Origin of the sequence: Saonia flava (assembly GCF_011927795.1) — a bacterium.
Lineage (GTDB): Bacteria > Bacteroidota > Bacteroidia > Flavobacteriales > Flavobacteriaceae > Saonia > Saonia flava.
In genome coordinates this window covers 625,745-646,326 of record NZ_JAATJJ010000001.1, presented here as the reverse complement: position 1 = coordinate 646,326, position 20,582 = coordinate 625,745, and the positions used below count along the sequence as shown (strand labels likewise).

The window sequence follows — 20,582 nt, the reverse complement described above, 5'->3', positions numbered from 1 at the left end:
AATCTATATGCAAAAAAAAACCTCCAATAGATTATTCAATTGGAGGTTGGTTAAAATTTTCTTTCAAGAAAGAAAAAGATTAACAGTTACATGCTGTAATAGATGGTTTTTTGGAATTTATTCTTTCTCCTTCTGGTGGATAGCCTAAATCTGTTAGAATATTTAACGCGGTTGAAAGCTCATTGGCCTTTACAAAATTGAATACCACAAGAGAGTCCGTGGGGTATAGATATACATTTGTAATATCCATAATTTTTAAAAGCTCTTTTTTGATAGTTGACGAACATTTTTGACAGAATGCGTTTTGAACGTGAACTGTGGCGAATCCTGAATTCATGGTTTTAGATTTAAAATACCCGTGATACGTTGAAACCAAAGAAAAAATCACCTTCTCCCCAATCTCCAATTGCCTGACCAAGAAAACCATTGGTATTCATGGGTTGAGCATTTGTAAAATGTAATTGAAACACATGGCCACCGGTTTCAAGGTCAAAACCAATTGAAAAAGGATTTTTAAATGGGGAGTTTTCCGCTCTATTCAAATGATAGCCGTAATCTGCATTTAAGGACCATCTTTTAGAAAGTTTATGTCTGCCCCCAAGACCTAGGGAGTATTGTGAATTTTCCTGCTCATCCAATTGTACCAGGTTATCATGAAAATAAGTAGGGATTAATTCCAATGAGAAGTTTTTATTTACCTTTCTGGAGATTAATAATTGCACTGTGTATCCTAGTCGATGGTCAAATTCCAATCCAGGTAGGTTCTCTTTTTCCAAAGCAGAATTTATTAGTAGCGTATTGAATGATACAATCGTGAATGGTGAACCGCCATTTTTTTGACGTAGTAATCGCAACTTAATCGAAGTTTCATAAGTCTTTAGAAACGAGCTTCTAGAGACTCCAATATTTATTCCATCTGAAACCCCATATATAAAATTGAGACGGGTAACAGCTTGGTCAAGGCCAAAAAAGTCTTTGAATCCTGTTTTTACAGAACCAAACCTGTGCGATACAACAAAGTAAAGCTCTTTATTTGATATCATCTTGGTAGATTCAAAATTCACAATCTTTAAACCTTTGAAAGCTGCAGTTTCAAACTCGTCGGCAACGTCGGTGTCTATTTCCGAAAACAGGTCATCTTGTGAAAAGAGTAGGACGGGAAAAATAAGGAGGAGAATATTTAAGATTTTCATATTTCTATATTTTTATTAGTTGAGTATTTGTGTTGCTTGGTCAATTTTCACTATTTCAAGTAGGTCGTCATAGCCTATGCACCTACCTTTAACCGTAATTATATCACCAACAGCGATATTGTCCATGTTTCCATTTAATAAATTTGCTTGTACTTTATTATCTATAATGACACTGTTGATTTCAATTGCATTAATTTTACCGTGGACTGCAATAACTTTATCCAAGAGGTTTTTTGAAGTCAAACTTTGGTTAGATGCAAACCTTGACTCTAATTCCGTAGCGGAGATTTCCATAGTAGCTTTTTCACTGGCTATGTTTCTATGCTCACCATATAAGTATTGTTTTACCAATAAGGCCAGAAAAAAGAGTAATGCTATTAGAGAAACTAGTAGGTAATATTTTTTCTTGCTCATTTTTCTATAAGATTAAATGTGAGTTGTACCAGAACTTCCCTTGCAATTTTATTTTTTACAATTTTTGGTATCTCTATGTCGAAATCTTCGGGAGTGACTGCGAAATTCCCTTGTATGGAGATACTCTTGTCAATTTTTTTAATCGTTAGGATTGTAGAGATTTCTTTCTCTTTTCCATGTAATTCCAATATTCCGGTTGTTGTTAGTTTTTGCTCAATTTCACTAAGGCTTTTAAACTCAAAATCTATTAAGTTGCCCTTGAAAATTGCTTTTGGATAGGTTTCAGATTCAATATAATTTTCGTTGAAGTGTTCCTCCATTAAAGAGTTTTTAAAACGAAAGCCTTTCATGAGACCCAAGGCTGCAATTTCTCCCGTTTTAGTGTCTAAAATTGCCGTTACCGATGTATTTTCTGCCTTAACTTCTTCAAATAGTTTTTCTGAAGCCTCAAAAACCAAGGTTCCATTTTTATCAATATATTTTTCTTGCGCACTGACCATATTTATTCCAATAAGACCAACCACCAAAAGTGCTACTAGTTTATTTTTTTTGTTTTTCATAATGTTTTGTTTTTTACTGTTTAATTAGTTTTCTAATGTTCCGTCCTGTATCCATTGTTCAATAAGATCAATAGTTGATTGTGGTAACCTATTGGCTGGAGGCATAGAGCCATTTTCACTTGTTTGTTTGGATAGAGAACTTAGTAAAGAACCATTGTCCGCTCTTGTCTTTACTTGCTCATAGGTTGTTAAAGAGAAAGGTGCTCCGTTACGAGGTGGATTGGAATGGCACCCCAAACAATTGCCATCTATTATACTTTTTATGTTTGCGTTGTAAGTAATGATTCCACTGGGTTCTTCAGTTTCTTGTTCAGAGTTGGTTTCAGGTTCCAGTAACAGGTCGCTTTCGCTGTCATTGGTGCATGCCAATAGAATGAAGGACAGTAAAGCACATAACATTTTCGTTTTGTTTGTCATAGTTGTTTTTTTGTGATTATTGATGTTCTATTATTTTTCCCAAAACAACCATATAACTGGGGCTCCTAAAGACAAAATGTTCGTGAAAGGGAAAAATGGGGTTTAAAAGGGAATATTTTTAAGTGGCTAATTGGTTAAAATTGTTAGGACTATCTATATCATACATTTAGTTTTTATCAAATCCCTATCTTAGACATCAAAAAATGTCAGCCAGACCATTTATATGAGAAAGGACCGTCTTTACTTTTTTACTTTTTTATCCATATCCATCATTTTTATTGTGATAGCCAGTATTGCTATACAGTTTTTTGTAAAGGCAAGCGCAAATCAATTGCTGGAAACCCAATTGGAATCCAGTAAGCGGGAAGCAAAGGAAATTGCCAATTTAGTTGGGTACGAATTGGAAAATGGAATCAACAAAGAGATCGTAATACAAAATGTACAGCAAAGCATTGAAAGTACCAATCTAGAAACCGGCTTTGTCTCTGTCTTTGATTGGTCTGGGAAAGAGGTGTGCCATCCGGATATTAAAAGAGTGGGGCAGTTGGTAAGCCCAAACCAATCTTTTGTTTCTTCTGTGACAGATGATTTGTCCTCTGAAGACTTCTATGATTTGTTACAAAACAAACAAGAGGCCGGGGGAGTGCGTAATTTTGAGGATTCCGAACAGGAATCAGAAGTAATCTATTTGTACCCAGTAGCTAATTCTGATTGGATTATAGCTGCTCACGCAAATACCAGTAAGATATCATCTCAGATAGATGCCCTCAGAAATAAATTTTATAACATATTGCTGATAATGGGTTTCATCATTATTCTTTCTTCTGTGATTACCGTGAGGCTTATTGGCAGTGCTTATGAAAAGCGATTAGAACTAAAGAATCAAAAACTGGAAGATGAGGTGATAAATCTTTCCAAATTAAATAGGGCCGTTGGTGATTATCAACAAAAAGTTAGTGAAACTCAACCCGAAAAAATTACAGACAATACCAACGATAAGAACAAAAAAAGAATTCTTACCTATGTTAGAAATGAACTTTTACCAATAGCAACAGAAGATATTGCCCATATATATACCGAAAATACAATTACTTACGTAGTTTGTTTCGATGGAAAACGCTCTACAACAAATGTAAGTTTGGATGAATTATTTTCTAATCTGGACAGTAGTTTTTTTTACAGGGCCAATAGGCAGTTCATAATTGCAATATCAGCAATAGATAAGATTGTGAAATACGGTAACAACCAACTTAAAATTCTTGTAAACCCAAATTCTGAAGTAGATATAATAATAAGTAAAAATAAGGCTGCTGAATTTAAGCAATGGCTTAATCTATAGAAATCTAACTATTATAGAGACTAGCTAACTTATTTATTTGCTTGCCATTGAATTCAGATGAAAATGCCAAAGTATCTATTTTTTGGGATTTTGTCAAAATTCTAAACCCTATTCTTAATGCGGCCAATCGCCCTTTGTGGGCCCTAATGTTTCCCAATGTTATTTTGTTAGGAAAGGCATTCTTTAGTTCTTCCAATTTAAGTAAGGTATTATCTGTACTTCCATTATTAATAAGACATAAGTGAATGTTGTCATTGTCCTTCATAAATTGAAATAGTTCATTTCTATTAATTTTATTTTCTTGATTGTAAAAAGTAAATATTATTCCAGTTTTCATATAATTCTTTTATCATTATTTCAAATTCTCTTTCAATAAGTAAACTAGTAGAGGATATATTATTTAGTTCATGTGAATTTAAAGTTCATCTAGTACATTTTGAACGGAAATTAGATAGACGGCAATTTTCCTTAGGTCAAAACCTTACCTATTTACCCCGGCTACCAATATTATTGGGCGAGCACTAAGTTTGGGTCAGAGTTTTTGAACTTTGTAAGTGTGATTTATCCTTAAGTATTTTAAAAAGTATCTGTGACATTGAGTCCATATTTATGGGTTTTTCTAGGTATTTAATTACGTTTTTGAATTTACTGGCCTTTTTTTGGTCATTGGGGCGGATGGATGACGTTAAAATAGCTACAGATGTTCTAGGGCAAATCTTCTTCCTTTTTTTTGCTTTTAAGAACTCAAAGCCATCCATAATCGGCATATTTAAATCTAGTAGAATAAGATCAGGCTTTTGGGTTTTTAGATATTCTAAAGCCATTAACCCATTTTCAACCGAGTCAATTTGTTCTATTCCAAGAGTTTTAAGATTACTTAAAATAATATAGGTTGTTATTGGGTCGTCCTCAACCACCAGTATTTTAATTTGATTTAAGTTAGTGCTGTTCATTATAGTACAATTTTAAATTTAGTTCCTTGATTTATTTTGCTTGTAACTTTTATACTACCACCATGGGAGGTTATTATGGATTTTACAATATATAGGCCTACACCCAACCCTTCCACATGGGTATGCATTCTTTTAAAAAGACCAAACATTTTATTCTGTCCTAACTTCATATTAATGCCAATTCCATTGTCTGATATTTTCAAAACGCACTTTCCGTTTTCCTTTTTTGTTGATATTTTTATTATGGGTGAAATATTGGGGTTTCTATATTTAATTGAATTTGTAAGCAAATTTTGAAGTACACTATGTAGCTGTTCTGGATTATATAAAATCGCATTACATTGGGAAAAATCTTCACGAATTTGAACATCAAATTTTTTTATATCCTCTGATATTTCACTTTTGACATTGGTTATAATTTCCTTGAAAGTCACAAGCTCTTGTTTTTCGGACAGGCTATACTTTAGGGCAATCACATCATTGAGTGCCTTTAACTTTGAAGTCATTATATCTAAGGATTGAATAACCTTTAAAAAAACAGGCCTACCGGACTTTTTTATAAGTCCCTCATTTTCTAGAAAGGACAATAAAGTATGAATATTGGTCAGTGGTGCTTTTATGTCATGGGCGGCCACATATGAAAATACCTCAAGATCTTTGTTTCTTTGTTTTAGTCTTGTATTAAAATCTTTAAGTTTTAATGCTACTTTTTTTTGGCTGTCAATGGTATTGATCATTTTAGTAATATTTAATGCAGCAAAACCAATCCCTTCACCAACTCTAAATACTTTTACGAAGAATACAAACTCCCCAGATGGTAAGCAAAGCTTAACTTCTTCAACATCAATAGGCACCCCTGTATTAATAACTTCTCTATATGCGTTAAGCCTATTATTTGGTGCATCTGGAAACAGATCGGTAAACTTTTTACCAATAATGTCTTTTTTGTTGACAGGAATATTTGCTAGTGCATTAGTATTAATATCAATAAGAATGAGATTTTCATCCAAAATGATATAGGGTGAATGAGACATGTCAAAAAAAGCAGCTCTTAACTGGGTTGTATTATTTTCCATAATTATATGCTTAATCCTATAGAAAGCATAGGATAGCTGTTTCTAGTATTGCAAAACTCTAATTATAAAAAGTAAAAACTGTTATTAAACGATGAATGGAAGTATTGAGTTAGGCTGTAGGTTCATTTCTATAGATGAGTGGTACTTTTTAAAAATTAAATAATAAGTTTTATTTAGTGGTTATTGGTGGTTTTATGAAATGACCATAACGCCGAAGATTATCCAAGATAAAACCCTGTAAATTAATTATTTACAGGGTTTTATTGTAATGTGTAAGCTCTTATATAATCTATATTTTTTTATCCAACCAATTTTCTCTCAGTTGAAAATGGCTGATGGTAGTGTCGTTGGCCAGTTGCCTTATATAAGGCATTTGCCAACGCAGCCATAGCTGGAGGAAGTCCTGGTTCCCCCAATCCAGTTGGGTCTATTTCATTTTCAACAAAGAAAACCTCTATTTTTTTAGGTGCTTGTGAATGGCGAATTAATTGGTATTTATCAAAATTTGATTCTTTGGCTGTTCCATTTTCAAAGGTCAACTGACTATACATGGCATGTCCAATGCCATCAACCACCCCGCCTTCGATTATATTTTTTGCACCATCTTTATTCACAACAATACCGCAATCTACTGCACACCAAACTTTATCCACTATGGGTTGCCCATTCTCCATAATTATGTCCATAACCTCTGCAACATAACTAGCATGACAAAAATAGGCTGCTACTCCGCGATGAACACCTGGTTTTGTTTCTCCCCAATTGGCTTTTTCCTTTACTAATTTGAGCACTCCAGCATATCTTTCTGCTTCATAATCATGTTTTTCTCCAATAGGGTCATTTATGGCCCGATTAAATAATTCCAAACGGAAATCTATAGGATCTTTGCCTGCTGCTTCTGCTACTTCATCAAGAAATGATTGCTCAGCACCTGCTGTAAAATTAGATCTTGGTGCCCGCCATGCTCCTGTGGTTACATTGGTTTCTGCTTTAATTTTTTCGGCAGAATAATTTTCTACCGTTCCAGCAGGGAAACGGTTTGGGAATACGGGACCCTCTGGTAACCCTGCGCCCTTAACTGAAAACGCTATTAGATTGTTATTTTCATCCAGACCTGCTTTGTATGTTGAACGGTAAGTAGGCCTATAGGTGCCTTGACTCATGTCGTCTTCTCTTGTATAAATCAGCTTTACCGGACCACCTATTTTTTTAGAAATGGCCGCGGCTTCAACCCCAAAATGTACATAGAGCCTTCTACCAAACCCTCCACCAATTCTAGTCATGTCAACGGTAATATTTTCAAGGGGCATGTTCAACAATTTGGAAACCGAGCCCTCGAGAGATTCCGGTGTTTGGGTAGGCCCAACTAGTTCCGCTGAATTTTCGGTAACATTGGCAAAGAAATTCATTGGCTCCAAAGTATTGTGCGCAATAAATGGCGCACTGTAAGTTCTCTCAATAATCTTAGCCGCTTTCTTAAAAGCCGCATCAGCATTACCATCCTTTCTACTTTCCTCTACTTCACCAGATACAAGGGCTTTTTCCAATTTTTCTATATGAATATCAGAATTTTCAGGTTCGCTTACAGTTTCCCATTCTGCTTTAATGGCCTTTTTGGCTTGCATAAGTTCCCAAGTAGAATCCCCTACAATGGCAATTAAATGGTTAAAACCTTTCTCATCGAACCAACCGGGTTCGTCAATTGTTGTATCAATAATGAAGGCATCTGTAACTCCTGGCATGTTTTTTATTTCCTCCTTGTTAAAGTCTTTAACGGTCATGCCAAATGCTGGTGGATGTTGTATCATAGCCAGCTTCATACCCTCCCTATGAAAATCTAAACCATATAAGGGTTCGCCTGTGACAATTTTCCTTCCATCTACATTTTTTTTACTGGTTCCAATTAACTTAAAGTCTTTGAGGTCTTTAAGGTCAACCTCTTCGGGTATTTCAATGCCCACTGCTTTCGAGGCTATTTCACCATAAGAAACACTACGCTCTCCACTATTTTCCTTTATTACTCCTTCGCTGGCTGTTAAACTGGAAACTTCTACACCCCATTCTTTTGCTGCTGCTTCCAACAACATTCTTCTACCTGTTGCACCGGCCATTCTAAGGGCATTCCAACTTAAACGAATTGATAAACTGCCTCCTGCAAACTGGTTTTGGTAAAAACCTGTATTCAGTGGTGCTTGTTCAACCACCACATTTTCCCACGGAACATCAAGTTCTTCCGCTACAATCATGGGCATTGAAGTTTTTACGTTCTGACCAATTTCGGGATTGGGGGAAAAGATTGTGACCATGCCTGTGTCCCCAATTTTTATATATCCATTAATATCGAACCATTCTTTTGGAATCGCCACTCCTGTATCCAATGAAGTATTTGGCTTACATCCATTGAGCCAACTAAATCCTATAAGCATGCCACCACTAGCGGCCGCAGAGACCTTAATAAATGAGCGACGATTATATTGTGTTTTTATCTTTGTCATGATTTTTGTTTTAAGATGCACCTAACCATTTTTATGCGTTTTCAGAACTGGCAGCTTCTTTAATTGCTTTCTTAATTCGTGTATAGGTACCACACCGGCAAATATTACCGTTCATAGCCCCTTCAATTTCCTCATCCGTAGGATTTGGATTGTTTTTTAGAAATGCACTTGCATTCATTATTTGACCAGCTTGGCAATAACCGCATTGGTACACATCTACTTCCATCCAAGCTTTTTGGACAGGGTGGTCACCATTTTCAGATAGTCCTTCAATAGTGGTAATGTCTTGGTCATTAACAGCAGAAACAGGTAATTGACAGGAGCGCACAGCATTATCGCCAAGGTGAATTGTACACGCACCACATTGGGCGATACCGCAGCCATATTTTGTGCCCACTAATTTAAGGTGATCCCGTAACACCCATAACATAGGTGTAGCGGGATCAACGTCTACTTGCTCGTTTTTTCCGTTTACTTTTAAGTTAAAATTTGCCATACTTAATTTTGTTAATACTATTATATATAGGGGTAAGTACAATATGGTATTAAAGTTATGAAAATCATTTGCAAAAAGAAAATAAATAACTTATTGCAAAGGAAAACCTTTGCAATTAAGGACGTATTCTTAGAGTGCTGTTCTATTGCTTGTTTGGGGTATTTTATTGGTGCAATAACTGTATTGTTTTGCCACATTATTATAAAAATAACGCTAGGTTAATTTTTTTTTTCTAAAAGGTTGTTTTTTCATTTTTTTTGTTTTCTTTGCCCCAGCATTTAGCGAACATTATGAACCATGTTTCTATGTTCGGGCCAATGGGAATTAGGAAGTCAAACCCAAAGGCAGCTTATAGGATAAGTGACCGAATATTAAGGCTAACTTCCGATTTTTCTTCTGAGATTATATCTAGTCAACACGACTATTTCTTTGTTCCTACTACTGAACAACAAATCAATATCTGAGAGCTTAAATAATACACAAGGTGCAGGCATCATTTGCGCACAAATAATTTAAGTTCAATTTTCAATACAATTTAATGAATACAAAATATATTGATTTAATCAATCAAACTTTTGATTTTCCCCAAGAGGAGTTTTCTATACATGAAAATAATTTGCATTTTCATGATATTGACCTTATGAAACTTATGAAGGAGTATGGCAGTCCTTTAAAGTTTACTTATTTGCCAAAAATTTCCGAAAACATCAATAAAGTAAAGAAATGGTTTCAGTTTGCAATAGGAAAGCGAGGGTATAAAGGAAAATACTACTATAGTTATTGCACTAAAAGCTCCCATTTTCAGCCTGTTTTAAATGAAGCCTTAAAGAACGATATCCATATAGAGACTTCTTCTGCCTTTGATATAGATATTGTAGAGGAGCTTAAAGAAAAAGGTAAGATAAAAGATGATACGTATGTTATATGCAATGGTTTTAAAAGAGCTCAGTATATTGAAAACATTGCCCGTCTAATTAATAAAGGACATCAGAATTGTATTCCAATTATTGATAACTATGAAGAGATTAGTTTGCTTTCGGATGCAATAGAGGGCAATTTCAAAGTAGGAATACGAATAGCCTCGGAAGAGGAGCCCAAATTTGAGTTTTATACCTCACGTTTGGGAATTGGGTATAAAAATATTGTTCCCTTTTATGAAAGTCAAATACGGGATAATGAAAAGGTGGAACTTAAAATGCTTCACTTTTTTATAAACACAGGTATTCGTGATAATGCTTATTATTGGAATGAACTGGTTAAATGTCTTAAGGTCTATGTGCGTTTGAAAAAAGTATGCCCATCTTTGGACAGTCTTAACATTGGCGGGGGTTTTCCAATTAAAAATTCATTGGCTTTTGATTATGATTACCAATATATGATTGATGAAATCATAAACCAAATAAACATTGCCTGCCAGGAAGCAGACGTACCCGTTCCTGATATTTTCACAGAATTTGGCAGCTTTACGGTGGGAGAAAGTGGAGGGGCCATCTATGAAATTCTATACCAGAAGCAACAAAATGACCGAGAAAAATGGAATATGATAGATTCTTCCTTTATCACTACTTTACCAGACACATGGGCAATAAACAGAAGGTTTATAATGCTTCCCTTAAATAGGTGGAATGATGAGTACGAAAGGATATTGTTAGGTGGATTAACCTGTGATAGTGACGATTATTATAACAGTGAGCAACATATGAATGCCATTTATTTGCCCAAATACAAAAAGGACAAACCGTTATATATTGGTTTTTTTAATATTGGGGCATACCAAGAGACCATAGGGGGGTATGGAGGGCTACAGCATTGCTTAATTCCACATCCAAAACATTTATTGATAGATTTAGATAAAAAAGGAAAACAAACCATAAAATTATTTAGCGAACAGCAGAAATCAAAAGACATGCTTAAAATTTTAGGATATGAGTGCAACTAAAAATTATGCCGGTATTCCAGATAAATATGCAAAACTGGACACATCTAAAATAGTATTAATACCAGTGCCCTATGATGGAACCAGTACTTGGGGCAAAGGCGCAGATAAAGGACCAGAGGCTTTTTTGGAAGCTTCTGAAAATATGGAACTGTATGATATAGAGACAGGGACGGAGGTGTATTTGCAAGGGGTCTATTTGGCAGACAAAATAACAGAAAAAGCTACCCCGGAAGCAGTAGTAAACGAGGTGCACAAAACTGCAAAAGAGTATATAAAAAGAAACAAATTTGTAACGCTTTTTGGGGGGGAGCATTCAATTTCTATTGGCTCTATAAGAGCTTTTAGTGAGTGTTTTAACAACCTTACAGTTTTGCACATAGATGCACACGCAGATTTAAGGGAATCCTACGATGGTACAACATATAATCATGCTTGTGCTGTACACGAAGCATCAAAGACAACAAATTTGATTCAGGTTGGAATTCGCAGTATGGATGTTATTGAAACCACATACATGGATAAAGATAAAACCTTCTTCGCACATGATATGGTTAATGACGAATATTGGATGGACAGTGTTATTGAGTTAATGACAGACAATGTATTTATTACGTTTGATTTGGATGCACTGGACCCATCTATAATGCCGTCTACTGGAACACCAGAACCTGGGGGACTTTTGTGGTACGAAACCCTAGAGTTTCTAAAACAAGTATTTGAAGAAAAAAATGTAGTGGGTTTTGATATGGTGGAACTATGTCCAAATCCATCTGATAAATCCTCAGATTTTTTGGCAGCCAAACTGTACTATAAAATGTTGAGCTATAAGTTTTCCGAAGAAACGGTAGAGGATGAATATGACAATACTTATGATACAAACGAAAAACCAAGTCAATCAAAATTCATAGAAGATGATGAAGACTAAAGGAGAAATTTCTAAATTTATAGAGAAGTACTATTTACATTTCAATGCTGCAGCATTGGTAGATGCAGCCAAAGGTTATGAAGAGCAGTTGGAAAATGGAGCCAAAATGCTGGTTTCTTTGGCTGGTGCTATGAGTACGGCAGAATTGGGTAAAATTTTCGCAGAGGTAATCCGTCAGGACAAAGTGCAAATAATATCCTGTACAGGCGCCAACTTGGAGGAAGATATTATGAACTTGGTGGCCCATTCCCATTATAAGAGGGTACCCAACTATCGGGATTTAACCCCTCAACAAGAATGGGACCTTTTAGAAAAAGGATTAAACAGGGTTACGGATACTTGTATACCAGAGGAAGAGGCCTTTAGAAGGTTACAGAGCCATATTCATAAAATTTGGAAAGAAGCAGAGGAAGCTGGAGAACGGTATTTTCCACATGAATTTATGTATAAAATGTTATTGTCCGGTGTTTTGGAAGAATATTATGAAATAGATTTAAAAGATTCATGGATGTATGCCGCTGCAGAAAAGAACCTGCCTATTATATGCCCAGGATGGGAGGATAGTACAATGGGCAATATCTTTGCTTCTTATGTACTCAAAGGAGAGTTAAAGGCAAGTACAATGAAATCTGGAATTGAGTATATGACCTTTTTGGCAGAGTGGTACACAGGTAATTCCAACAATGGTATTGGTTTCTTTCAAATTGGAGGTGGTATTGCAGGCGATTTTCCTATTTGTGTTGTGCCTATGCTATATCAGGATATGGAAAGAACAGATACTCCATTTTGGAGCTATTTCTGTCAGATAAGTGATTCTACAACTAGTTATGGCTCGTATTCCGGTGCCGTGCCCAATGAAAAAATCACATGGGGAAAGCTAGATATTGATACCCCAAAATTTATAATAGAAAGTGATGCAACCATTGTTGCACCATTAATTTTTGCCTACTTATTAGATATGTAATTATGGACAAGCACGCACATTTAAAAAAGGTAATCGTAGATTTTAAAAAACTAACCCCAGAGGTGTTAAAAATGCTGGTTGATAAATACCCGGATGGGTATGATGATGATGATATCATTTCTTTCCGAAATGCTCATGGGGAACGTATAGAGGCAGTAGAAGTTCTAACTGAGGACACCAAGTTTTTGGTAAAAATTAGTGCCAAGCTGGAGAAAACCATGGAAAATTATGATGAAGATGATTATGAAGATTTTGATGATGATGATCCAGAGGCAGTAGTGGACCCGGATGAAATAGGGGATGAGAATGAAAACGATTAACCATTCTTTTTCTCTGTTATAAATTTTCCTTGATTAAAAGCCCTGTTTTTCCTATACTTTTAATAGTGGGAAAGGGCTTACTCATTTATCACTAACATAATCATCCTTAATATGAAAGTAGAGGACATAGAAAATATAGATTTAAAGTTTTTGGACCTTGATGATTATCAAGAGCTTAAGGAAGCAATGCTTTCTTCTTACTTAAACATGCCCGATTCTTATTGGAAAGAGGAACAGATAAAGACGTTGATAGAAAAATTCCCTGAAGGACAAGTGGTCATTAAAATAAATGGGCAATTGGCAGGAGTGGCTCTATCCATAATCGTGGACCAAGATTTTATGGAGGAAAACGAGACTTACAATAAAATTACTGGTAATTATACGTTTAATACGCATACCAACAACGGCGATGTGCTTTATGGTATAGAGATTTTTATAAAACCACAATTTCGTGGGCTTAGGTTGGGCCGTAGGTTGTATGATTATAGAAAAGAGCTTTGTGAAAAATTAAACTTAAAAAGTATTGTTTTTGGGGGTAGAATTCCCAATTATCATAAATATTCCAATACTCTTACTCCAAAAGAATATATAGATAAGGTAAAAGTAAAAGAAATACATGATCCGGTCCTAAATTTTCAAATATCCAATGATTTTCACCCAGCAAAAGTATTGAAGGGATATTTGGAGGGGGATGAGGCCTCCAATGAGTTTGCGGTACTAATGGAATGGGATAATATTTATTATCAAAAACCAACAAAAAAAGCGGCAACAAAAAAAACTATTGTCCGCTTGGGACTTATTCAATGGCAAATGAGACCTTATGACAATTTGGAGGACTTATTGCAACAGGCAGAGTTTTTTATTGATGCAGTTTCTGGATATCGCTCGGATTTTGCCTTGTTTCCAGAGTTTTTTAATGCACCACTAATGGCGGTTAATAACCATTTGTCCACTCCTGAGGCTATTAGGGAACTGGCAAAGCATACCAAGGACATTGTTCAAAAATTCACGGAGTTTTCTATATCATATAATATAAATATTATTACAGGAAGCATGCCAGAAGTAATAGATGGCCGACTTTATAATGTAGGGTATTTATGCAGGAGGGATGGTAGTTTAGAGCGATATGAAAAACTGCATGTAACCCCAGATGAGTCAAAAGTTTGGGGAATGCAGGGAGGTACTCAATTAAAGGCCTTTGATACAGATTGCGGTAAGATTGGTATTTTAATCTGTTATGATTCTGAGTTTCCAGAACTGAGCCGTATCTTGGCAGATGAGGGAATGGATATTTTGTTTGTTCCTTTTTTGACCGATACTCAAAACGGATATTCAAGGGTCAGAAATTGTGCAAGGGCAAGAGCCATTGAAAATGAGTGCTATGTTGCCATTGCTGGGAGTGTAGGCAATTTGCCTAACGTGCAAAATATGGATATACAATTTGCCCAATCCATGGTTTTTACCCCATGTGATTTTTCCTTTCCAACAAATGGTATAAAAGCGGAGGCTACCCCCAATACAGAAATGATATTGATTGCCGATGTGGATATTGCCCTTTTACGGGAACTTAATCAATTTGGCGCAGTAAAAAATTTAAGAGATAGAAGAAAAGATATTTTTGAACTTAGAAAAAGATAGGGATTTGAATGATTTAAAGATTATTGGTAGTGAGGAATGGTGCGTATTTGATCAGCTGGGAATTCCAGCGATAAAGGCGCGGGTTGATTCTGGTGCAAAAACCTCATCCATACAGGCCACCAATATAAAGGTATACAATAAAGGAGGAGTAGATTGGGTAAAGTTTGATGTAAACCCAATCCAAGAGAACCGTAGTATTAACATAGAATGTGAAGCTAAACTTGTAGATAGACGGTCGGTTAAAAGCTCATTGGGTATATCCGAAGAACGTTTGGTGGTAAAAACCCCTGTGACCATAGGAGACACTACGTTTGATATTGAATTAACTCTTGCCAACAGGGATACTATGGAATTCCGTATGTTGCTGGGAAGGGAAGCCCTTAATCAGCGTTACATGGTCAACCCTGCCCAAAGTTATTCCCTGCAACCATTTTCCGATAGTGATATTGCTGAAAAATATAAATCATTCATAAAAGAGAAAACCGGTTTAAAGATTGCTCTTTTGGCCAGTAACCCAAATTTATATAGCAATCAGAGGTTAATGGAAGCTGCCAATGCCAGAGGGCACGAAATAGTCTTCTTAAATGTAGAGCATGTATACATGAAGTTGGATGCAAATTCTCCTGAAATACGGTATAGGGGAGGAAATGTCCTTAATGAGTTTGATGCGATCATCCCTAGAATAAAACCCGCAGTAACTTTCTATGGCTGTGCTTTAATTAGGCAGTTTAACAACCTTGGGGTGTATTGTTTAAATTCAGCAGAGGCCATTACCCAATCCCGGGATAAACTCTTTGCATCACAATTGTTTTCCAAGAACGATATTCATATCCCCACTACGGGATTTGCAAAATCCCCAATGGATACTAAAGATTTGATTCGGATGGTGAATGGAGCACCTCTAATAATTAAGTTGCTTGAGAGCACTCAGGGAAAAGGAGTTGTACTGGCCGAAACCAATAAGGCGGCAGAAAGTGTAATTAATGCTTTCAAGAGTGTGCAGACAAACATACTAGTACAAGAATTTATAAAAGAAGCCAATGGGCAGGATATTCGCTGTTTTGTAATTAACGGCAAGGTTGTGGCATCCATGCAAAGGCAGGCAGAAAAGGGGGAGTTTAGGGCCAATATCCATCAAGGTGGAAAGGCATCTGTAATTAAAATTACCCCAGAAGAAAAAAAACTGGCCATAAAGGCCGCTAAAGTTTTAAATCTTGCTGTTGCCGGTGTGGACATAATACGTTCCAATAAGGGACCATTATTATTGGAGGTAAATTCATCCCCTGGTTTGGAGGGTATAGAAAAAGCTACTGGTAAGGACATTGCAGATAGCATGATAACTGCAATAGAAAAAAAGCTAAAGTTTATTAATTGACGGTTCCTACATATTAAAAAATAGAAAAACCATGTACTTAATAAAAATTTTATAGGAGATTACTTGATAATGGTATCAAGTTATTGATAAAGTTGTTGGAAACTAGGCATTAAATAATTGTTTTAATACCAGATTGGCCTGTCTTTTTAAGGTGTTATTTTGGTCGTTTGTATAAAGATTAACCAACGGTATAAATTTTTTATCGTTGGTTTTTTCTATTAAATTAAGAACCGCAAGTCTCAATTTATTATCATTGCGTTGTAACAAATTTGTGAAGCATTCCAACTCGCTTGGAACTCTTATGTTCAACTTCTTTACTCTTTCTTCGGATGCAATGTCTATAAGTGTAGATTCTGCAATTGGGATAAGTTCTCTTTTAAGTTGTATGTCCAGAATATTATCTAAAAACTCGATGGCATGAATTCGTTGTTCTTCTTTTCCATCTAGTATAACTTCTAATACAGAATCTATATCTTCTGGTGGATATTTCATACCAAGAAACTTAAAAATACGTTTTAATTGTCTATCCAATCTGTTTTCCAACAACTCAATAAGCGAGGTTCTGGCTTTTTTTTCCAGGGCCGATTCATTGTTGGTATCTTTCTTTTTGTATTGGGTAACAATCTGGGAATGAATGGCCGCTAGCGTATCTTGGTAGAGGTTGCATTCATCAAGAATTTTATCAATAATCAGACGATCTTTTATTTCTAGACCACTATTGTTCCATTTTAACTTTCTTAGTGATTCAATAGCCTCTATCTTTATATCGTGTTCAGTACTTTCAATTAACGTAATTAATGATTTTACCGCTTTTTGAGAATTGAATTTTGCAATTGCAGAGGGGATTAATCGTGCATCTTCCATCTTAAATTTACCGTCAATGGTATTCTTTGTAAGAATATCGATAATGGATTCCCCATAATTTAACAATGCCTCTGAAGCAGAATCTCTATTGTCTTTTTTTGAAAGATTTTTGACAATGTCATCTATAAATTGAGCGTCAAGTGTTTTAGAAGCACTTCGTAACGCCATTCTTACTATTTCTTGATCTTGATTGTGAAGGTGTTTGCTAATAGCAGAATAATATTTTGTGACCTTTCCGTTACCAATAGAGGCTAAAACAATTAAAGTCTTATCCTTCACTATTGTTGGATCGGTTAGTTCGCTAATTGCTACTAAAACAGTGCCTATTTTCGCTTCTAAATCGAATTCCAATTGTAGTTTTTCGTGATTTCTTAATTCAAGGGAAAGTCCAAGCAATGCGGCATTGCGTATAGTAAGGTCATTGCTGGTTAAGTATTTATCAAATAATTGAATGGTGTCCATTTCGTAATGTTTTAATAAGTATCTAAAGGCAGCAGTGGTTACTAGTTGATCAGAGTCGTGTACCATAGGTTCAATTTGCTGACATAGGTTTTCTTTGCTTAAAAAGTATAGGTTTTCTATGGCCAACGCCCGAACTTTTGAGGATGAATGGTTTAATAAAGGTTGTATTTCGTAGAAGAAACGGTTGTCTTTTATTTCCAATGTCTTTTTGAGCATATAAAGAATTTGATTCTCAGTACCTGTTTTGAAAACCTTTTTTACTGAATCAACTATTGAAGTAATAGGAGCCTCTACTTTATTGGGTTTTTTATTGCCATTAATGTTTATAATTAAATTTTTAAAGGCATTTATATATTCTCGTTTTAAAAGTAGGATTAAGTATATCCATAACGATATCAACCCAATAATGATTAAACTTACATACTTTGAAGGAATGTCTAGACCATTGATGAAAAAAATAAGAATAAAACCGGCTATCCCAGTTGCTATGCTATCTACAACGACATCAATGAATGTTTTAGTTTTCTTTTTAATGTCAATGGCAATAGGAATGGAAAGTAATTCTGTTGCAGCCCTGTTTACGGATTGTTTTAAGCTACCATCAATTATTTTAATAAAGACAACGACCCAGAGTTGGGGAACTATTAAGAGTAAAATAGACCCAAGAAGTACACCTGTAGGTAACCATAATAATGATTTGCCAACACCAAACATACCAACTATTTTCTTTGTAAAAAACAATTGCACTATTAAAGAAACCACACTTAAAGTAGAAAGCCAAAATCCAAAGAAAGAAGCCAGTTCCTCAGGATCTTCTATTAGAGTAGAAGCATAATCGCTATATTGATAATCAATTAATTTAGCTACTAGAACACTTAATCCAATGACTACTGCTATTAAAGAGAGTAACTTTGATTTTTGAATTAATTTAAAAGAATTTTCACTTTCAGTACTTGAACGCAAACCAACCTGAAATGTATTAAGTTTCAAGACTTCTTTTTTCCAGATATAGCGTACAATAGGAACGCAGAACAACAAAAGTAAGGCAGCTACAAATAATAAATCTTCGGCCTCCATGAATTTGGCAAGAATAGAGGTAATATAACCACCTGAAATTCCTCCGGCAATGGCCCCGGAACCAATAAAACCAAATATACGTTTGGCCTCTCTTATATTGTAAACTAAGTTAGCAAGAATCCAAAATTGAGATGCTGCCAACAAGCCAAATATAGCAACCCATATATAAGGTATGTAAAGTAAAAGACCTTTTGCCATTTGATATTTAAATGCCAAACCAAACACGATCAATGAGGTTATGGAGATATAAAGTGTAAAAACTATGATTCTATTTAATTGTGCTTTTTCAAGTGCCTTGTTATAAAAGTAAGAACCTATAACAGCTGCAATAGCGGTTAAAACATAACCTAGTGGTAATGCATTAGAACCAAGTTCAGAAAGAAATAAAGAATTTACTGTAGGTTTAACAATTAGTAGTGTAGTAATTATTAAAAAAATATTGAGCTGCAGTAATAATGTTTTCTTTAGTTCTTCTTCTTTGATATCGAAGACCCTAAGCGCATAACTCTTAATAAATTCAATTTTATGCATTTAAGTCAATGATTTATTTTAAAAGGAATTTGTTGTCTAAAGTAATTAGTTTTTTTTATACAATAGTCCAGTAAATCAATATTCTCGACATGCTTAATGGTATTAGTTTTATGGTATAAATGTTCTCGTGAAAGATTGTTTTCATTGAAAAAGTATAAAACCTATTTGGTATTGGCTAAGAATATTATTTAACTAAAATGGGAAGGGTAGGATTCATGCCCACGGGATTAGTAGAAAGTTGAATTTAGTTTTAATAAAAAACCCATAACTTCCGTTATGGGTTTCCATATTGCGGAGGATGAGGGACAAGAACTTTATTTGTAAACAATTAAAAATCAATTGCTTATTATGTATTATTTCCACCTTTTAAACTTTGCAAGCCATAGAATTCTTTAATTAGGTCTATGTATTATAGATATTTTTATGACAATTCCCAAGGCTTTACCTTTGGTAAAATAGTAAAGTATAAATGTGTTTACAAAACCTTTAACAATGGTCAACGTTAAAAAGCTAGATTACAATCTCATGTTTCCCTTAAAAAGTGGAAAGCCAAATTTATATTGGCCGGTCTATGAAAACCTCGAAAAAGAATTTACTCAATTATCTTTTAACATTTTTATTGATGATAATCAATTGGATACATACTCTTATAAAATTTCTGAATTGATTTTGAGGTCGGCTATTGAAATTGAATCAATTTCAAAGGAACTTTATTATCGCGAGGGGGGTAAAGAAGTTAACAACTTAAGATATGATGATGCTCTGAAGTATCTCGATAAAAAATGGAAACTTAACAAAAAGCTATTAATGATAAACTCTCCAAATCTTCACGTTTCAGAAACAAAATTGAGGCCATTTTCCAAAACACTTAATAAAAGAAATAGAAAAATGCAATTTAGGTGGAACATTGCGTATCAAAATATAAAGCATAATAGGGGGAAATTTGTAAAGGAAGCTTCAATTAAAAATCTTTTGGACATTCTATCTGCACTATTTGTGCTAAACATTTATTACAACGATGAAATGTTTGACTTAGGAAAAGATAGTCGAGGTAAATCGCTTTATTCTAAGTTAAGCACTTCGTTGTTTGCCGTTAGTATTCATCGCAATGAGGGTTTAAATCAATTTGAAGAACAAAACAGACGAGACGGTTTTGAAGAGAGTTTGTATTATATAGTATTTGATGATCAATCTAGAAATAGATTAAGAAAGGCTATGAAAGATTGGGTGAAGAGGATGAAAGATAAATTACCAAATGAGCCCGAGTTTGATAAGTTCAGAAAAATGGAAAATCTATTCGAGTTTTATTCAAATGCTGAAATAGAAGAAAAAATAGGAAAAGAAAGTTTAAAGAATTTAATCGCGACCTCTTCTTTAGGGCTGCCTAAAATTATGGAAGGATTAACGAGTGTGGCCAAGGTCAATAAAAACGATTTGTAATGGATATTTAAAACAAATCTTACCATAACTTACCTTGCGCCCTGTTTCGATTTTATAGTGTCCAGATAGGTAAGCGTTGGATAAAATCGAAACAGGGCGCAATT

Annotated in this window: 19 protein-coding genes; 8 read left to right on the top strand and 11 right to left on the bottom strand. The window is 34.9% G+C overall.

What is annotated here, in order from left to right; translation table 11 throughout:
- Positions 1-79: 79 nt before the first annotated feature.
- From GGR42_RS02970 to GGR42_RS02950, 5 genes are read right to left on the bottom strand one after another with little or no spacing between them, the layout of a single operon-like run.
- Positions 80-337, bottom strand: coding sequence for a heavy-metal-associated domain-containing protein (locus GGR42_RS02970; RefSeq protein WP_167960693.1), 258 nt, complete (start codon positions 335-337; stop codon positions 80-82).
- A gap of 10 nt (positions 338-347) precedes the next feature.
- The gene (locus tag GGR42_RS02965; RefSeq protein WP_167960691.1) at positions 348-1,193 is read right to left on the bottom strand and encodes a DUF5777 family beta-barrel protein; all 846 of its coding nucleotides are present in this window, start codon (positions 1,191-1,193) and stop codon (positions 348-350) included.
- 15 nt (positions 1,194-1,208) lie between these two features.
- Positions 1,209-1,607 carry an OB-fold protein gene (locus GGR42_RS02960; protein ID WP_167960689.1) on the bottom strand — a complete coding sequence of 133 codons (399 nt, stop codon included), beginning with the start codon at positions 1,605-1,607 and terminating at the stop codon, positions 1,209-1,211.
- Positions 1,604-2,167 carry a YceI family protein gene (locus tag GGR42_RS02955; protein WP_167960687.1) on the bottom strand — a complete coding sequence of 188 codons (564 nt, stop codon included), beginning with the start codon at positions 2,165-2,167 and terminating at the stop codon, positions 1,604-1,606. The genes GGR42_RS02960 and GGR42_RS02955 overlap by 4 nt, the downstream gene beginning before the upstream one ends.
- A 24-nt stretch (positions 2,168-2,191) precedes the next feature.
- Positions 2,192-2,584 carry a heme-binding domain-containing protein gene (locus GGR42_RS02950; RefSeq protein WP_167960685.1) on the bottom strand — a complete coding sequence of 131 codons (393 nt, stop codon included), beginning with the start codon at positions 2,582-2,584 and terminating at the stop codon, positions 2,192-2,194.
- Positions 2,585-2,807: 223 nt separating this feature from the next.
- On the opposite strand from GGR42_RS02950, the gene GGR42_RS02945 reads away from it, so the two are divergent.
- Entirely contained in the window at positions 2,808-3,923 is a 1,116-nt protein-coding gene (locus tag GGR42_RS02945; RefSeq protein ID WP_167960683.1) for a LytR/AlgR family response regulator transcription factor, read from the top strand.
- Positions 3,924-3,927: 4 nt separating this feature from the next.
- Here the strand turns inward: GGR42_RS02945 and GGR42_RS02940 are convergent, their stop codons facing one another.
- The 5 genes from GGR42_RS02940 to GGR42_RS02920 form a co-directional block, all read right to left on the bottom strand.
- Positions 3,928-4,260 carry a glycosyltransferase gene (locus GGR42_RS02940; protein WP_167960681.1) on the bottom strand — a complete coding sequence of 111 codons (333 nt, stop codon included), beginning with the start codon at positions 4,258-4,260 and terminating at the stop codon, positions 3,928-3,930.
- 184 nt (positions 4,261-4,444) lie between these two features.
- Positions 4,445-4,876 carry a response regulator gene (locus GGR42_RS02935; RefSeq protein WP_167960679.1) on the bottom strand — a complete coding sequence of 144 codons (432 nt, stop codon included), beginning with the start codon at positions 4,874-4,876 and terminating at the stop codon, positions 4,445-4,447.
- Positions 4,876-5,952, bottom strand: a complete 1,077-nt coding sequence (locus GGR42_RS02930) for a sensor histidine kinase (RefSeq protein ID WP_167960677.1) — start codon at positions 5,950-5,952, stop codon at positions 4,876-4,878. Before GGR42_RS02930 ends, GGR42_RS02935 begins: the two co-directional genes overlap by 1 nt.
- Positions 5,953-6,251: 299 nt before the next feature.
- On the bottom strand, positions 6,252-8,447 hold the full coding sequence (locus GGR42_RS02925) for a xanthine dehydrogenase family protein molybdopterin-binding subunit (RefSeq protein WP_167960675.1): 2,196 nt from the start codon (positions 8,445-8,447) through the stop codon (positions 6,252-6,254).
- Between the two features lie 31 nt (positions 8,448-8,478).
- Positions 8,479-8,943, bottom strand: a complete 465-nt coding sequence (locus tag GGR42_RS02920) for a (2Fe-2S)-binding protein (protein ID WP_167960673.1) — start codon at positions 8,941-8,943, stop codon at positions 8,479-8,481.
- Between the two features lie 538 nt (positions 8,944-9,481).
- Between GGR42_RS02920 and GGR42_RS02915 the strand changes: the two genes are divergently transcribed.
- The 6 genes from GGR42_RS02915 (at position 9,482) to rimK (ending at position 16,104) form a co-directional block, all read left to right on the top strand.
- A complete protein-coding gene (locus GGR42_RS02915) occupies positions 9,482-10,882 on the top strand; it encodes a type III PLP-dependent enzyme domain-containing protein (RefSeq protein ID WP_167960671.1) in 1,401 nt (466 codons plus the stop codon).
- Entirely contained in the window at positions 10,869-11,807 is a 939-nt protein-coding gene (speB, locus tag GGR42_RS02910) for an agmatinase (RefSeq protein WP_167960669.1), read from the top strand. The genes GGR42_RS02915 and speB overlap by 14 nt, the downstream gene beginning before the upstream one ends.
- Complete coding sequence (locus GGR42_RS02905) at positions 11,797-12,771, top strand: deoxyhypusine synthase family protein (RefSeq protein WP_167964317.1); 975 nt, start codon at positions 11,797-11,799, stop codon at positions 12,769-12,771. The genes speB and GGR42_RS02905 overlap by 11 nt, the downstream gene beginning before the upstream one ends.
- Before the next feature lie 2 nt (positions 12,772-12,773).
- The gene (locus GGR42_RS02900) at positions 12,774-13,091 is read left to right on the top strand and encodes a hypothetical protein (RefSeq protein WP_167960667.1); all 318 of its coding nucleotides are present in this window, start codon (positions 12,774-12,776) and stop codon (positions 13,089-13,091) included.
- A gap of 111 nt (positions 13,092-13,202) precedes the next feature.
- Positions 13,203-14,729, top strand: a complete 1,527-nt coding sequence (locus tag GGR42_RS02895; protein WP_167960666.1) for a bifunctional GNAT family N-acetyltransferase/carbon-nitrogen hydrolase family protein — start codon at positions 13,203-13,205, stop codon at positions 14,727-14,729.
- Positions 14,730-14,733: 4 nt separating this feature from the next.
- On the top strand, positions 14,734-16,104 hold the full coding sequence (gene rimK / locus GGR42_RS02890; RefSeq protein WP_167964315.1) for a 30S ribosomal protein S6--L-glutamate ligase: 1,371 nt from the start codon (positions 14,734-14,736) through the stop codon (positions 16,102-16,104).
- A gap of 102 nt (positions 16,105-16,206) precedes the next feature.
- Here the strand turns inward: rimK and GGR42_RS02885 are convergent, their stop codons facing one another.
- Positions 16,207-19,038: an Npt1/Npt2 family nucleotide transporter gene (locus GGR42_RS02885; protein WP_167960664.1), complete on the bottom strand. Its 2,832-nt coding sequence runs from the start codon at positions 19,036-19,038 to the stop codon at positions 16,207-16,209.
- A gap of 492 nt (positions 19,039-19,530) precedes the next feature.
- On the opposite strand from GGR42_RS02885, the gene GGR42_RS02880 reads away from it, so the two are divergent.
- Positions 19,531-20,478, top strand: coding sequence for a hypothetical protein (locus GGR42_RS02880; RefSeq protein WP_167960662.1), 948 nt, complete (start codon positions 19,531-19,533; stop codon positions 20,476-20,478).
- Positions 20,479-20,582 lie beyond the last annotated feature (104 nt).